Consider the following 15,124-nt stretch of genomic DNA (forward strand, 5'->3'; position numbering starts at 1 on the left):
GACTTAAAATACCGCATTTGAATTTCAATATTGCCAAGGTTATGTCGATCGATCAGTTAGAAACGCAAATTGCAGACTTAGACAATTTGCCTGAACACCGTGAAATTGTGACGTTTATGCGTCGTTCAGCACCACTTAATACGTCTCAACGCACGGCATTAGAACAACATCGCGATTTAATTTTGGAATATCCTGTTGGCGACTTACGTCAACACTTCGAACACCCAGAGCGTCCATTAACTGTTGAAATCGGTTTTGGTATGGGTCGTTCGTTAGTACTTATGGCAAAAGCAAACCCTGAACGCAACTATGTGGGTATTGAAGTCCATGTGCCTGGTATTGCTCAATGCTTGTATGAAGCAGGTATAGCAGAAGTTAAAAACTTACGTGTACTTGATGCAGATGCAATTCAGGTTTTACGTGAAATGCCAGACAACAGCATTAACTGCGTACAACTTTACTTCCCAGACCCTTGGCAAAAAAAACGTCATTTCAAACGCCGTTTTGTTGCTCATGAGCGTATGCCATTGGTTGAACAAAAGCTTGAGCTTGGTGGTACGTTCCATGCTGCAACAGATTGGGAACCTTATGCTGAATGGATGCTAGATGTATTAGATAATCGTCCAGACCTTGAAAACTTGGCAGGTAAAGGCAACAGCTACCCACGTCCAGATTGGCGCCCAGTGACTAAGTTTGAACGCCGTGGTATTGAGTCTGGTCATAAAATTAATGACTTTATCTTTAAAAAGATTAAGTAAAGAGCGTATTATTTTTACTTAAAATTTATGGCATTAAGTTTTAATGACTTAGTGTCATAATTAATTATCTAAATCGCATTTTTTCAAAAACTTACTCTCTAAATCTAATAAAAAAGATATTCCATATTTATCTTCATTTAAATTATTATAAAGTTGAATAGGTAAATCTTTTTTGTATTCCATAAAACATGTAGCTAAACCAACAGCTATCGCTGCAACGCTATCAGTATCTCCTCCTAAATTAATACATGACTTTAGGAGCTCACTTAAAGAACTATGTTTCAATAAATATGTTAATGCAGCACTGACCGTATCATATGCATTTAAAGATACTCTATCTCTCCAATTATAATCCCAATTTCCATATTGCTCTGACTCTAGAAAACTCTCTAAATCATTAATAGAACCTTTTTGGCGAGTTCCAAAATAGGCAGCTAACGCGACAGCACAACTTGATTGAATTCCTATAGGTGAATCATGCGTAACTTGTGCTTGTAACTTTGCTAAAGCAATTACATCTTCTTTATTTTTTAGAAAGCCAATAGGAACTGAACGCATCGCAGCCCCATTTCTTTCACTTGTTGGTATTATTAATTCAAGTAACTCTTTGCTAGACTCCACTTTACTTAATAAATTAAAGAAACCTTCTGAATACCCTAATCTCACATCTCTTTTAAAGCATTCTATAAATTTTGAAGCTATATTTTCTTTATTCCACTCTCGATCTGATAGTATAAACTCCACTATCGCAATCGACATTTGAGTATCATCTGTATACTTGCCTAAAATATCGTATAACTCATGCTTGCTATATAATTCTAAATTATTAAGTGAAATAATCTTATCTTCGCTGCAAAATTCAAACCCTGCACCATAAGCATCTGCAATAGCAATTTCAGTCAACATCAGAATTAAGTCTCTTTACAATAAACATAGTGTTTTATTAAATTATCAAAAACCATGGATGCTGGCTCATTTGTTGCGCTTTCTTCAAGCCTTAAAACTTCCAAAAGTGCTGTTCTAAACTCACTGTCATTATCAAGCGATTCAAATAATTCCTGAGGTAAAAAATACTCAGGTGGATAGTAACCTATCTCGCAATTCGCTCTAAAGTTCGTTCTAAAGATTTGTCTTAATTTTGAGACTTTTTCTTCAAAAGATGAATCAGTAAATTCTTTAAAAAAATTTTCTCTACTTTTCTGAATAACTTTTAAGTTGGACTGAACATTCAAATATTTTTCATATGTGGATTGTGTTGGTAAAGAAGAATATCTTAAATTAAAAGATTTGAATATTTGTTGATCATTTCTAAAAACAGCACCGAATAAATATTCGGCCATTGTTCCTGCCTCAATACTTACAGTAGTTAACACTGTTAAATCATCAATTCTCTCTATAATTGCTTTTCCATTCTCTTGGTTATATCTTTTAAAGGGATCAATTCTTTCTAAAGTATGCAAATTAAAAAATGTATCACACATTTTCCCACTCCAACTCTCCTTTATAACAATCAAATTCTCCTCATGAATTACAATTAGTTCATCTAAAGACCGGAACGATTCTGGATAAAACATATCCAAAGATATTTCATCATCTAAATTATATCCTTCAATTAAAAATGCCATATTTATTTCTCCTTAATAATCAACTTTGTTACTCCATCATTATCTAATACCTTATATTTCGTACTAGATCTCATAACAAACTCAGATGCTGTAGGGGTTTGATTAATATATTGAGAAACATTTTAATCCATATCAATATCAAATAATTACGTATTAAATAAAATAAAAAAGCTGTGTTATAGAATTTATTTCCAGTCCCTTATTAATCCAAGTATTAAGTTGTCTAAAATTTTATATGCTAACTTATTCGTTAAAAGACAGAATCCTCATTCACTTCCAAAAAAACAAACACTACCACCCAATTAATGATTGCCAATCTAAGCGAATCTAGCTATTTATAGAAATTGGTACTTGCCACACTAAAAATTGCTAAGGACAACACATGTTAAAAATTTTAGGGCGCGATAACTCAATTAATGTTCGGAAAGTCTTATGGCTCTGTGAAGAATTAAATTTTGAATATGAAAGAGAAGATTGGGGTCGAGGCTTTCGCTCTGCGCAATCACCTGAATATTTGCAATTAAACCCAAATGGGCAAATTCCAGTTGTTATAGATGGCGATTTAGTTCTTTGGCAATCCAACAGTATTATCCGTTATCTCGCCAATGCTTACGATAAAGAACATCAGCTTTACCCTACTCCAGCGAAAGAAAGATTTTTTGTAGACCAGTGGCTTGATTGGCAAGCGATCGAATTGAATAACAGTTGGACTTATACCATTATGTCTCTGCTGAGACATTCACCAGATCATCAAGATCCAAACTTATTACAAGAAGGTATTGATAACTGGAATCGCCATATGCAGATTCTTGATCAACAACTTGCAAAAACTCAAGCCTATGTTGCAGGTTCACAATTTAGCTTAGCTGATATTCCAATTGGTTTGTCTGTACAACGCTGGAAGGCCACTCCTTTTGACCATCCAACGCTTAAGCATGTCGACCAATATTTTGAACTTTTAAATCAACGTGCGGGCTTTTTAAAATGGGGAAATAACGGCGAACCTTAATTTTTAAATAAGCTTTAAGCCGAGTGATGGCGCTTCACGATGCCATCACTTAAAAGTTGATAGACCTCTTTTAAATCATCTCGTTCTCCTTGAGCTAATAGGTTTTGATGCATGGTCAAGATGTTTTGATCACCACGCATTGCAGGCCCTGTTTGCATTTGCTTCGGATCATTTTCAGTGGCTTTTTTAGCTGTTTCTATAATTAAAGGATAAAGCAAACTAAAGTCCACCTGCTCTTTATCTACAATCTGCTTTGCCATATCAAAACAATAATTACTAAAATTGCAGGCAAACACTGCCGCCAAATGCAAAGTTAAACGCTGCTTTGATGTGTATTGATATACTCGATTACTTAGGCTATTTGCTAAATCTGAAAGTAGTTTCTGATCGACATCTGCTACTGCTTCAACAAACAACGGCGTTGCAGTCCAGTCAACATTTCTTTCAAGGCTAAATGTTTGTAATGGATAAAACACCCCTGCTTTTTCATGCACATGACTGATGACTTCAATATTAGTGCTACCAGAGGTGTGAACCATAAGAGTTTCAGCGAATAATTCATGAACCTGTTTTACAAGCTCAGCAATTGCACTATCTGAAACCGCTAGAATGATGAGGTCGGTCGATTGAAATTGCTGTAAAGACTGACATGCTTTTGCTTGAATTTTCTCTGCAAATTTTTGGGTTTTATCAAAATCACGTGCATAGACTTGTACGATGTTATGACCTTGAGCCAATAAAGCCTGTGCCAAATGAAAGGCAACTCGTCCACTTCCTATCAAACTGATTTTCATATTAACCCAACAATATTTATCTCTATAAAAAAAGCTTCTCAAAATGAGAAGCTTTTTTCAAATCAAAATGAATAAAATCAATAATTTTTCATAAATTATTTCATTATTGAGCTACTGAGAACTCGATGCGACGGTTTTTGAAACGTCCTTCATCAGTTGTATTTTCAGCAACTGGTTGATCAGAACCATGACCCTGTGCAACTAATTTAGAAGCATCTACACCTTTAGATGTTAAATAATCTACTACGGCTTGAGCACGGCGTTGAGACAAAGCTTTATTTGAAGCTGCATTACCAGTTGAGTCTGTATGGCCGCCAACATTTAATTTCACTCCAGACACTTTATTTAAAAGTGTTACAGCTTGATCAAGAATAGCTTTGTTATCCGCAGGGATGTCACTTGAACCACTCGCAAAATTAATAATTTGCAAGTTAAGCGCTTTCACCAAAGCATTTACATCGACATTGTTCGGGTCAATTGCTGTTAGAGCAATTTGTGATGCACTCAAACTATTGCTCACAGATTGTTCAGCTGTTACTGGTGCTGCGGCTACAACTTCAGTATGTGGCACCAATGCTTTTACTTTTGCAGTTAAAGCTTCTAATGCTGCCGCATCCCCCGCTTTCAAAGTAATTTTATCACCCACCCACTCTAAAGATGCATTTGGCACGCCTTTTAATGCACCAAGCACACCAGCAAGTGCATCTTTGTCTGTAAATGAAGCCGCATAAGTTTGGCTTGTATCCACATTACAATCTTGAGTTGTCGAAAAAACCTTTTTAACGTTTGTTTGTAGAGTTGCCAAGAAGCCTTGGTCGCCAATCCCAGCCTGACACTGACTCACTGCTCCTTTATCATCTGTACTTAAAGTTAAACTAGCAGGTGCAGCAGCGGCTTCAACACCACTTGCAGCCGACTGTTCTGGTGCTGGTACAGCTTCTTTATGCTGGCAAGAACGCCATAACCACGCAATAATAAGACCCAGAATAATTAGAGCAATAATGGGCAAAAATCCACGAGACTTACCTGTTTTTTCACTGGCTGCAGCTAATGGTGGAGCTGTTGAAGTTGAATGTGTAACCGAAGATAAGCCTGCACCAACACCTAAAGGTGCTAATAGACCCACTGCCCATGCAGGTAAATACGAACGAATTGTTTCTGCATGTTGACGTAAATAATTCACGATACTTTGCTGGTCATTTCCGGCAACATCTGAAATTGCATTAAGGCTGGGTTTAATCGCGCTGTTGAGTGTACTTTCAATTTCATTATTTGGTGCTGTGCCGCTTAAATGAGTAAGCACAGTATTCTTGATTTGATCATTATGAGAAAAAAGATCGGATAACGATGGAGCCAGACTATTTTTCAATTGTCCGATAAGATCAGGTTTAGCAGCTAATAATGAAAGTAAAATTGGATAAAACTTAGATAAAGCATTTGATTTTTCGCCTAGGTATCCATCCTGTTCATCTAATAATATTGAAGATACTTTTTCTTTAAGCAATTCTATAGGGTTTATCGACATTGGTTATTCTCCCGAATTTATACGTCGTAACCAGCAACTTTTGATTATTCAAATAGTTCTTCTTTGCTGATAGTTTTTTATTCTAATCTGCCTAGAATCTTTTATTGTTTTTTATATAATTTATATACAATTTTCCATCTAGTATTTACAAAACAGGTAGATCTTATTGATCTACCTGTTTATATTTTAAATTTACTTTAACTAAGTACTTTATCAGTTAGCAAAAGTTTGAAGCACTTTACCCGTTAGGTTTTGACCCAGTAATGGGGTATTTTTCCCTTGCGATAAAATTGTGTCTTTGCTTACTGTCCAGCTAAAAGCAGGATCTATCAATACCCATCCAGCTTCATTTTCCCAACGCGCGGTCATATTCGCAACCTGCGCTGGCACGCTGGTTACTTTAGCAACCCATTCTAGAGGTTCAAATAAACCTTCATTAATGAGTTGAATCCCTAACGATACGTAGGTATCAAAAGCTGTAATGCCCGGCTGAGTTTCAGCAAATGGCGCCATTTTTGCCGAACTGCTTAAAGGCTCATGGTGCGTACAAATTGCATCAATTACGCCTTCTTTTAAGCCTTGACGTAAAATTTCTTTATCTTGCTCAGAACGCAATGGTGGGCGAACGTGTGCAAGTGAATTGAAACCGTCTGTTAAGTGTTCAGTTAAATGTAACTGGTGCATTGCAACATCGGCAGTCACAGGTAAGCCTTTTGCTTTTGCAGCACGAATTAGGTCAACCGATGCACCACAAGACAACAAACCAAAGTGAGCTTTTACGCCAGTTGCTTCAATCATAAGCAAATATTTTGCAATCGCTACAGTTTCAGCAAGTGCCGGAATCATCGGCAGACCTTGGCGAGAAGCAATAAAACCTTCGTGTGTACATCCATCTTTAGCAATCTGCGGTTCTTCAGCATAGAACACAACCGTTAAGCCAAGACCTGCTGCATATTCTAAGGTACGAATAACAACATCATCATTTTCAAAAGCAGCGTTGGCATTTGAAACAGCAGTACAACCGCCCTTTTTCAGGCCAGCCATATTTGCAGGTTGTTTACCATTTAAGCCTTGAGTTTGAGCACCAATAATATGCATGTGAATGCCACCATCAAGCCATGCCTTTTCAATCAAGCCATGAATGAGGGCACCGTTGTCTTGTACAATCGGCTTTGAGTCAGGTGGAGTAATGACATGCAAAATGCCATTAGCACGTGCCGCCTTCCCTTCAGATTTAAGCGTCCCGTGCTGCTGTTGACCAGGTTCACGCAAACGCGCGCACAAATCAACCATGGTTGGCATTAACCATTTGCCTTGACCATCAAGTGTCTGTTCAACTTGTTCTACGGGAGCAACTAGCTTGCCATTTTGAATATATACAGTTTGTACGTTGTCTGTTTTCTGGATTGGGTTTAACACACGTACATTTTCAATTTTTACAATACTCATGTGATCCATTCCTTACAACGTAATCGCTTCAATTAAGCCTTGTTCTTGGAATTGGCCTTGCATTGACAACGCCAACACAGCCATACGAACTGCAATACCGTTGGTTACTTGTTTCAGAATAACCGACTGGTCTCCATCTGCCACACTTGAATCAATTTCTACACCACGATTCATTGGTCCCGGATGCATCACGATACAATCAGGTTTAGCCAAACCAAGACGTTCTTTGTTTAAGCCATACATTCTGTAAAATTCAGACTGTGAAGATAATGCTGGAGAGTCAATACGCTCATTTTGAATACGTAGAGCAATAATCACATCACAATCTGCGATCCCTGCATCCATGTTATTAAACAAGCGGACATGTTCGCCATATTCGGAAAAGCCCACTGGTAATAATGTATTCGGTGCAATCACACGAATATCTTTACATCCTAGTGTTTGTAATGCTGCAACATCCGAACGTGCTACACGAGAATGTTTAATGTCACCAATAATGGCAACACTCAACTCTTCAAACGGTTTTTTTGTTTCACGGCGAATGGTAAGCATATCGAGCATCGCTTGCGTTGGATGGGCATGACGTCCATCCCCTGCATTAATAATCGCGACCTTTGGACACACATCTTTAGCAATGAAATGTGCAGCGCCCGAAGATGAATGGCGTACAACAAAAATATCCGCAGCCATTGCTTCAAGGTTCCAAAGCGTATCTCGTAGCGTTTCACCTTTTGATGTACTTGAACGTGCAATATCAATATTCAGTACATTGGCAGACAAGCGTTTTGCTGCTGCTTCAAAAGTAGTACGGGTACGGGTGGAATTTTCAAAGAAAAGATTCATAACCGTCAATCCCTCTAAGAGCGGACGGTTAATTAAATTATTATTATCATCTAAAAAGCTTTGTGCGGTATCTAAAATCTTAGTGAGGTTTTCTTTTGAAAGTCCCTCAATCGTTAAAAAATGTTTTAAATTTCCGTCTTGATTGAGCTGAACCTGGCTCGGTTGATGCAACGCTGCAATATGCATAATGGATTCCTATGGGTCGAATCGCGAAAACGTGCATAGTGTAGCTGAATTCCGCTCTTTTCGCAGAAGAACTTTACAGAATAAGGCCCTAAATTGACCAGAAAATTTAGGACCGTGATCTGGACTATCTTAATGCACCTATATAATGGTGTGGAACTTGTGCTCGATAAATGTCTTCGGCGGTAATTTCTGAACCTTCATCGACTTTAACATCAGCAAGTTTTTCTTTTTGAGAAGACTCGGGTATTGCATCAACCAACGATCTTAATCGTTCAACGCATCGTTTTAATTCGTCATCCTCTGTTTCTAACGCTACCGTAATTACATATTTTGCATAATCTTTATTTTGAATCACGTACATTGCATCTATTACCCGCCCAGTCACCCTACGCATACGTACATATATTTGTGTAGCCACAGAGAAAGCATCTGCATTAGTGATAAAACCATTCCCAATCATGTCTTTCATTTATAACGCCCCCATCCATTAAAATTATAAAAATGGTTAAAAACCGACTATGTCTGTTAAATAAATAACCATCGATAGTATTGGTCTAGCAAAATACATACCAATTTCAAGATATTACTCATTAAAAATCAGTTTATTGGTTGCTAAATGATAGGTTGCAATAATTTAAAAACCTTTAGACATCAAAATACGTTAAACTTTGCGTCGTTAATATTTATATGTTTTGGTCAATCGAGTTTATGAATACCTCTTTACGTTTAAACCACTATTGGATTACTTGTGCTGATGGTTTAGAACCCCTCTTACAAGAAGAAATAGAACAACTTGGCACCAAAGTGACAGAACGTAAAGCAGGACGTTTAATCATTGAAGGAACGCTTGAACAAGCTTACCGCATTTGTATGTGGTCGCGTCTCGCTTCTCGTGTTTTACTTCCTATTCATACTTATGAACTTGAATTTACGCATGATGCACGTGATGTAGCAGAAGAGCTCTATGAAGGCGCGATGAGCTTTGACTGGTCACTTATTTTTGCACCACAAAGTACTTTCGCAATCCGCTTACATGCTGAACGTGAAATCATGGTCAATTCGCAATTTGCTACTCTGCGTGTAAAAGATGGCGTTGTTGATTCATTTATGGAAGCTGTAGGCCGCCGCCCTAGCATTGACACCAAACAACCAGAAATTACGATATATGCTTTGGCAGGTAAAACTGAACATACCTATTGTTTAGACTTGTCTGGTGACTCGCTACATAAACGTGGCTACCGTCGTTTTATGACGGATGCACCAATTAAAGAAAACCTTGCTGCGGCAATTTTACAAAAAGCTCAGCTCAAACAGCGTAACCCAGAAATTATACTCGACCCAATGTGTGGTTCAGGCACATTTATCATTGAAGCATTGATGATTTTAACTGACCGTGCACCAGGGCTTGTTCGTCGTTTTGGATTTAATGGCTGGCATGGTCATGACCGCGACCTTTGGCTTTCACTTAAAGCAGAAGCAGCAGAGCGTCACGAAAAGGCACTTGAATTACCTCTACCTAAATTTTATGCCTACGATGCAGACTGGGAAGCAATTAAAGCAACCCGTGAAAATATTATTGCGGCAGGCTTTGAAAATTTATTAGGTCAGATTCAGATCGAAGAGCGTACTTTAGCTGACTGGCCAGATTTTGCTGCTGAAGGTAAAACTGCATTTATTGTGACTAACCCACCTTATGGTGAACGTTTAGGTGAAAAAGCTTCGAACCGTTCTCTATATCTAGGTTTATCAGCGCTTTTACAAAAGCATTTCCCAAATCAATATGCAGCAATCATTGCAGCTCAAATTGAACAATCCGATGTTTTAGCATTTGAAGCACCTGAAACTTTACGTTTAATGAATGGTAAGTTACCAATTTATATTCGTTTCGGTGTAATCAAACCAGAAAAAGTGAGTCAACCATTTTTAGCGAATTGGCAAGCCCAACCTATTGAAATGGAAGAAGCACAAGACTTCGCTAACCGTTTGCAAAAAAATATGACAGCCTTGAAAAAATGGGCAACTAAAGAAAATATTTATTGCTTACGTTTGTATGATGCCGACTTACCTGACTTTAATGTCGCTGTTGACTTATATGGTGACCGTTTACACGTTCAGGAATACGCACCACCAAAAACAATCGACCCAGAAAAAGCTAAAAAACGTTTTAATTTAGCGCTTGCTGCAATTCGTGCTGTTACTGGTTTAAACCGCGATGCCATCTTTATTAAGACACGTGCACGCCAAACTGGTACAACTCAATATACGAAACAAAGTACAGCTTCAAAACGTTTTATCGTGCAAGAAGGTAAAGCTAAAATTTTAGTTAACCTAACTGATTATCTCGATACAGGTTTGTTCCTTGACCACCGTCAAATGCGTTTACGTATTGCTCAAGAAGCACGTGGTAAACACTTCTTGAACTTATATAGTTACACGTCTACTGCAAGCTTACATGCTGCGCTTGGCGGTGCTGCAAGTACGACAAGTGTAGATTTATCTAACACTTACTTAAACTGGTCAAAAGAAAACTTCGTTTTAAATGGTTTAACTGTAGATCATGCAGATGAACAACACATGTTCTTTGCCAGCGATTGTTTTGAGTGGTTGAAAGAAGGTCATGAACAATACGACCTTATTTTTATTGACCCACCGACATTCTCAAACTCGAAAAAATTCTATGGTACATTCGATGTACAACGTGACCATATCTCACTAATTAAACGTGCAATGAACCGTTTGCACAGTGAAGGTACGCTCTATTTCTCGAATAACTATCGCGGTTTTGAGATGGACGAAGAAATTGAAGCTATTTTTCAGGTTGAAGAAATCACTTCTGAAACAATTGGCCTTGATTTTAAACGTAATCAAAAAATCCACCGTGCGTGGAAAATTCAGCACCCTGCTCTAGATCAATATTAATGAAATTAGAGGTTATTATTACTTCACGGTAATAATAACCTCTCCATGAACATTTTTTGACTCAAAATCATATTTGGTAAATCGGTCTGCTCTTTCCGGTAGCGCAATCATTTCTAACCTCTTCTTTTCTTTACTATCAATAACATTATTTTGTTTTTGTTCCTGATAAGGCGAAAGTACGCTAGTTCTAAGCGCATCCCATCGAACCTGCTGTAAATAGTTATCTCCTAACGCCTGACGTACTTGTTGTTGTTCTACCGCAGGTTTTTTTGCATCATCCTGAGCTTTCGCAATAATGACGGGTAAAGACGTGGTTATCGCTCCTGTTTGAGTTGCAAGCGCACTTTCTGACATTGGTTGTGCTGCCCATGTACTTGATAACAATACAGATACACCGCTCAAAATTCCCAGCATATACCCTTGCTTATTGTTCATTTCATTCATCCTAAAATTGTTATTGTTTGTTATATCGAACAAAATTAACAATTTTTTAAGCATGTCGCAATGTTATAAACAAACTTCCCGACAATTAACATTGATCATTTTAAAACCTGATTTTTTTCACGAGCATTTTGTGAATATTCCAGTAGTTTTATAGATTGCTATCTCAGACTTGAACCACACCCTTAAATCACTTACTGTGATTTTATAATTTATCTGTAAATTGATTTTATTTATAAATAAACACCATCCGAGGTGAAATAATGCTTCAGCACTGCTGCCAAATATTAGAAACTCGTCAACTCAAAATTGCCTTTATTGAAAGTGCCAGTTCTGGTTATTTAACTAGCCAGTTTTCCATTCATAAAAATAGCGGTGCAGACATTTTACTTGGTGGTTTAGTGAGTTATGACCCTAGCATTAAAGTTAGTATTTTAAATATCGACCCAAAGTTAATAGAAACCTACACAGCAGAGTCACCACAAGTTACTGAGGAAATGTGCAAACTAGGCCACACGTTATTTCAACAAGCGGACCTTATTGTAAGCTGTACTGGTCTATTAAAATCTGGAGGAAGTGAAACCGCAGAAAAACCTGTAGGTACTTTTTTCATTTGCATTTCTTATCAAGAGCGTATTTATCATTACCACTATTTTTTATCTGGCCACCCTGAACAAAAATTAAAAACATTAACTCAGAAAGTTTCAGATGCCTTAGTTGCTTTATTCACATCAACAACACAAACAGCTTCACCATAAAAAAAGAGAATATGTTTCCATATTCTCTTTTCGGTTTTAGCAGAAAAAGCTTAGCTGAGTTTCATTTTATCGAAGACTAAGTGCCCATTTTCACCTTTAACTAAAATGGTATCACCTGCGACAAAATCACCCGACAAGATTTTTTGAGCCAATGTGTTTTCAATCTGTTGTTGAATCGCACGTTTTAATGGGCGCGCGCCATATACAGGGTCGAAACCAGCATCAATCAATAAATCAAAAGCAGTATCATCTACAGTTAAACTCATATCACGATCAACAAGACGTGAACGTAATCGATCCAACTGAATATCGGCAATACCACGAATTTGTGCTTTCTTGAGTGAATGGAAAATCACAAGCTCATCAATCCGGTTAATAAATTCCGGACGGAAATGCTGACTTACCGCATTCATTACAATGGTACGCACTTCATCGTCAGTTGCCCCCTCACCTAGCTCACGTACATCTTGTGAACCCAAGTTCGATGTCATCACAATAACCGTGTTTTTAAAGTCGACTACTCGGCCTTGTGAGTCTGTTAAGCGTCCGTCATCCAACACCTGTAGCAAGATATTGAATACATCAGGATGCGCTTTTTCAACCTCATCAAACAACACCACACTATATGGTTTACGGCGAACAGCTTCGGTTAAAACACCGCCTTCTTCATAACCCACATAACCCGGAGGCGCACCCACCAAACGGCTAACCGAATGTTTCTCCATGAATTCACTCATGTCGATACGAATCATGGCATCGTCACTGTCAAACAAGAAGTTCGCCAGTGCTTTTGTTAACTCAGTTTTACCGACACCTGTTGGACCCAAGAACAAGAATGAACCACTTGGACGATTCGGATCAGACAACCCTGCACGCGAACGACGAACCGCATTCGATACAGCAACAACGGCTTCATCTTGCCCTACAACGCGGTCATGTAAAAAGCCTTCCATATTGAGTAGCTTTTCACGCTCGCCTTGCAGCATTTTCGCAACTGGAATTCCTGTTGCAGCACTAACAACCTCAGCAATTTCATTTTCAGTTACTTTAGTACGAATAAGTTTTGGCTCTTCGTTCTCTTCTGCAACTTCATCTTGCTCAAGTTGTTTTTGAAGCTCTGGAATCACACCATACTGTAAACGTGCTGCTTCAGCTAAATCACCCTCACGCTGAGCCTTTTCAAAAGCAATACGCGCTTTATCAAGTTCAACCTGAGCTTGTTTAGTACCTTCTACAAGAGTCTTCTCAGATTTCCAGATTTCTTCAAGATCGTTGTATTCTTTCTCGACTTCAGCAATCTGTTTTTCAAGATGAGTGACTTCGGCTTTACTGCCTACATCTTCATCTTTTTTTACAGCTTCCAATTGCATTTTCAACTGGATTAAACGGCGGTCCAGCTTATCAAGCGCTTCTGGTTTAGAGTCAATTTCCATCTTAATACGAGAAGCTGCTTCATCAATCAAGTCAATTGCTTTATCTGGTAATTGACGATCTGTAATATAGCGATGAGACATTTTTGCCGCTGCAATAATCGCCGAGTCTAAAATTTGCACACCATGGTGAGTGGCATATTTCTCTTTTAGACCACGCAAAATCGCAATGGTATCTTCAACACTTGGCTCATCAACCAATACTTTTTGGAAGCGACGTTCTAAAGCTGCATCTTTTTCAATATATTGGCGATACTCATCTAAGGTTGTTGCACCCACACAGCGCAACTCACCGCGCGCCAATGCAGGTTTTAACATGTTCCCTGCATCCATTGCGCCATCACCCTTACCTGCGCCTACAAGCGTATGTAGCTCGTCAATAAACAGAATGATTTCGCCTTCATGTTTAGCCAAATCTTTTAAAACAGCTTTTAAACGTTCTTCAAACTCGCCACGATATTTAGCACCAGCCAGTAATGAACCTAAATCTAATGATAAAACTCGTTTGCTTTTTAAGCCTTCTGGTACTTCACCATTTACAATACGCTGCGCTAAACCTTCAACAATAGCGGTTTTACCAACACCCGGCTCACCAATGAGTACAGGGTTGTTTTTTGTACGACGTGATAAGACCTGAATAGTACGGCGGATTTCATCATCACGCCCAATAACCGGATCAAGTTTTCCCGCTAAAGCACGTTCAGTTAAATCAATCGTATATTTATTAAGTGAGTCACGTTGATCTTCGTGATTATTACTCATGACTTTGTCACTACCTCGAATATGTTCAATAACTTTACGTAAGCTGTCTGGAGTTACACCTACGGCACTTAAAATATTTTTAGTTTCGCCTGTCTCTGCCAACCCTAATAGAACCCAGTCAGTTGACAAAAATTCGTCGCCAGCTTTTTGCGCATATCTATCTGCCAGATTAAGCGCTTTAACGGCTTCAGGGTTTAAATTGACATCTCCAGTCGGATTCGCAATGGTCGGAGCATCTTTTATAGCTTGCTCAAGCTTTTGTTTAAGTTCAGGTAACCGTGCACCTGCTTGTTGCAACAAACTAATATTTGATGGCTCTTCTAATAGGGTAGATAAAATATGAATACCTGCGATCGCGGTATGGTCTTTACCCATCGCTAAAGATTGAGCATCTGAAAGGGCTTGCTGCAAGCGGTTTGTAAATTTTTCAAAACGCATTCTTGTTATTCCTCACAACAAATTTGTACTTGTCTAATAAATGGGAACACTTTTTCGGATTTCAAATAAATTTTTATATATTTTTCATAATATTATTAAAATAACAATGAGTGAAACTCCATTATAATATGGGTTTGTTTATTGTATATTTCAAGTACACTTCTGCTATATTTTATAAAATATCTTT

At 38.1% G+C, this 15,124-nt stretch carries 13 protein-coding genes; 4 read left to right on the forward strand and 9 right to left on the reverse strand.

The features are described from left to right. Positions 1 to 41: 41 nt before the first annotated feature. Positions 42 to 758, forward strand: coding sequence for a tRNA (guanosine(46)-N7)-methyltransferase TrmB (gene trmB / locus AC07M3_RS04855; RefSeq protein ID WP_004642023.1), 717 nt, complete (start codon positions 42 to 44; stop codon positions 756 to 758). 60 nt (positions 759 to 818) lie between these two features. On the opposite strand, the gene AC07M3_RS04860 is transcribed toward trmB, so the two are convergent. Next, positions 819 to 1,664, reverse strand: a complete 846-nt coding sequence (locus tag AC07M3_RS04860) for an ADP-ribosylglycohydrolase family protein (RefSeq protein WP_494566695.1) — start codon at positions 1,662 to 1,664, stop codon at positions 819 to 821. Between the two features lie 5 nt (positions 1,665 to 1,669). Next, positions 1,670 to 2,383: a hypothetical protein gene (locus AC07M3_RS04865; protein WP_307010635.1), complete on the reverse strand. Its 714-nt coding sequence runs from the start codon at positions 2,381 to 2,383 to the stop codon at positions 1,670 to 1,672. A 382-nt stretch (positions 2,384 to 2,765) separates the two neighbouring features. Between AC07M3_RS04865 and AC07M3_RS04870 the strand changes: the two genes are divergently transcribed. Then, positions 2,766 to 3,392 carry a glutathione S-transferase family protein gene (locus AC07M3_RS04870; RefSeq protein WP_307010637.1) on the forward strand — a complete coding sequence of 209 codons (627 nt, stop codon included), beginning with the start codon at positions 2,766 to 2,768 and terminating at the stop codon, positions 3,390 to 3,392. Positions 3,393 to 3,406: 14 nt separating this feature from the next. Here AC07M3_RS04870 and AC07M3_RS04875 read toward each other — a convergent pair whose 3' ends face one another. The 5 genes from AC07M3_RS04875 to AC07M3_RS04895 all read right to left on the reverse strand — a co-directional run bounded on the left by AC07M3_RS04875 (position 3,407) and on the right by AC07M3_RS04895 (position 8,658). Next, on the reverse strand, positions 3,407 to 4,186 hold the full coding sequence (locus AC07M3_RS04875) for a Rossmann-like and DUF2520 domain-containing protein (protein ID WP_307010639.1): 780 nt from the start codon (positions 4,184 to 4,186) through the stop codon (positions 3,407 to 3,409). A 103-nt stretch (positions 4,187 to 4,289) separates the two neighbouring features. Next, positions 4,290 to 5,711 carry an OmpA family protein gene (locus tag AC07M3_RS04880; protein WP_494566696.1) on the reverse strand — a complete coding sequence of 474 codons (1,422 nt, stop codon included), beginning with the start codon at positions 5,709 to 5,711 and terminating at the stop codon, positions 4,290 to 4,292. A 213-nt stretch (positions 5,712 to 5,924) separates the two neighbouring features. Continuing rightward, positions 5,925 to 7,160, reverse strand: a complete 1,236-nt coding sequence (locus AC07M3_RS04885; protein ID WP_307010642.1) for a dihydroorotase — start codon at positions 7,158 to 7,160, stop codon at positions 5,925 to 5,927. Positions 7,161 to 7,172: 12 nt separating this feature from the next. Beyond that, the gene (locus AC07M3_RS04890; protein ID WP_494566697.1) at positions 7,173 to 8,189 is read right to left on the reverse strand and encodes an aspartate carbamoyltransferase catalytic subunit; all 1,017 of its coding nucleotides are present in this window, start codon (positions 8,187 to 8,189) and stop codon (positions 7,173 to 7,175) included. A 124-nt stretch (positions 8,190 to 8,313) separates the two neighbouring features. After that, entirely contained in the window at positions 8,314 to 8,658 is a 345-nt protein-coding gene (locus AC07M3_RS04895; RefSeq protein ID WP_270903829.1) for a hypothetical protein, read from the reverse strand. 239 nt (positions 8,659 to 8,897) lie between these two features. On the opposite strand from AC07M3_RS04895, the gene rlmKL reads away from it, so the two are divergent. After that, entirely contained in the window at positions 8,898 to 11,108 is a 2,211-nt protein-coding gene (gene rlmKL / locus AC07M3_RS04900; RefSeq protein ID WP_045125169.1) for a bifunctional 23S rRNA (guanine(2069)-N(7))-methyltransferase RlmK/23S rRNA (guanine(2445)-N(2))-methyltransferase RlmL, read from the forward strand. A gap of 18 nt (positions 11,109 to 11,126) precedes the next feature. On the opposite strand, the gene AC07M3_RS04905 is transcribed toward rlmKL, so the two are convergent. Next, the gene (locus tag AC07M3_RS04905) at positions 11,127 to 11,543 is read right to left on the reverse strand and encodes a hypothetical protein (RefSeq protein WP_494566698.1); all 417 of its coding nucleotides are present in this window, start codon (positions 11,541 to 11,543) and stop codon (positions 11,127 to 11,129) included. Between the two features lie 269 nt (positions 11,544 to 11,812). Between AC07M3_RS04905 and AC07M3_RS04910 the strand changes: the two genes are divergently transcribed. Further along, positions 11,813 to 12,307, forward strand: a complete 495-nt coding sequence (locus tag AC07M3_RS04910) for a CinA family protein (protein ID WP_494566699.1) — start codon at positions 11,813 to 11,815, stop codon at positions 12,305 to 12,307. A 50-nt stretch (positions 12,308 to 12,357) separates the two neighbouring features. Here the strand turns inward: AC07M3_RS04910 and clpB are convergent, their stop codons facing one another. After that, entirely contained in the window at positions 12,358 to 14,937 is a 2,580-nt protein-coding gene (gene clpB, locus AC07M3_RS04915; RefSeq protein ID WP_132072471.1) for an ATP-dependent chaperone ClpB, read from the reverse strand. Between the last annotated feature and the right edge of the window lie 187 nt (positions 14,938 to 15,124).

The sequence above is a fragment of the Acinetobacter sp. GW821-FHT09D10 genome (genome assembly GCF_059416285.1).

Coding starts and splice junctions, on each gene's coding strand:
- AC07M3_RS04885 (WP_307010642.1), bottom strand. CDS start 7,160: ATGAGTATTGTAAAAATTGAAAATGTACGTGTGTTAAACCCAATCCAG.
- AC07M3_RS04910 (WP_494566699.1), top strand. CDS start 11,813: ATGCTTCAGCACTGCTGCCAAATATTAGAAACTCGTCAACTCAAAATT.
- AC07M3_RS04865 (WP_307010635.1), bottom strand. CDS start 2,383: ATGGCATTTTTAATTGAAGGATATAATTTAGATGATGAAATATCTTTG.
- AC07M3_RS04875 (WP_307010639.1), bottom strand. CDS start 4,186: ATGAAAATCAGTTTGATAGGAAGTGGACGAGTTGCCTTTCATTTGGCA.
- AC07M3_RS04880 (WP_494566696.1), bottom strand. CDS start 5,711: ATGTCGATAAACCCTATAGAATTGCTTAAAGAAAAAGTATCTTCAATA.
- trmB (WP_004642023.1), top strand. CDS start 42: ATGTCGATCGATCAGTTAGAAACGCAAATTGCAGACTTAGACAATTTG.
- AC07M3_RS04890 (WP_494566697.1), bottom strand. CDS start 8,189: ATGCATATTGCAGCGTTGCATCAACCGAGCCAGGTTCAGCTCAATCAA.
- rlmKL (WP_045125169.1), top strand. CDS start 8,898: ATGAATACCTCTTTACGTTTAAACCACTATTGGATTACTTGTGCTGAT.
- AC07M3_RS04905 (WP_494566698.1), bottom strand. CDS start 11,543: ATGAACAATAAGCAAGGGTATATGCTGGGAATTTTGAGCGGTGTATCT.
- AC07M3_RS04895 (WP_270903829.1), bottom strand. CDS start 8,658: ATGAAAGACATGATTGGGAATGGTTTTATCACTAATGCAGATGCTTTC.
- clpB (WP_132072471.1), bottom strand. CDS start 14,937: ATGCGTTTTGAAAAATTTACAAACCGCTTGCAGCAAGCCCTTTCAGAT.
- AC07M3_RS04870 (WP_307010637.1), top strand. CDS start 2,766: ATGTTAAAAATTTTAGGGCGCGATAACTCAATTAATGTTCGGAAAGTC.
- AC07M3_RS04860 (WP_494566695.1), bottom strand. CDS start 1,664: ATGTTGACTGAAATTGCTATTGCAGATGCTTATGGTGCAGGGTTTGAA.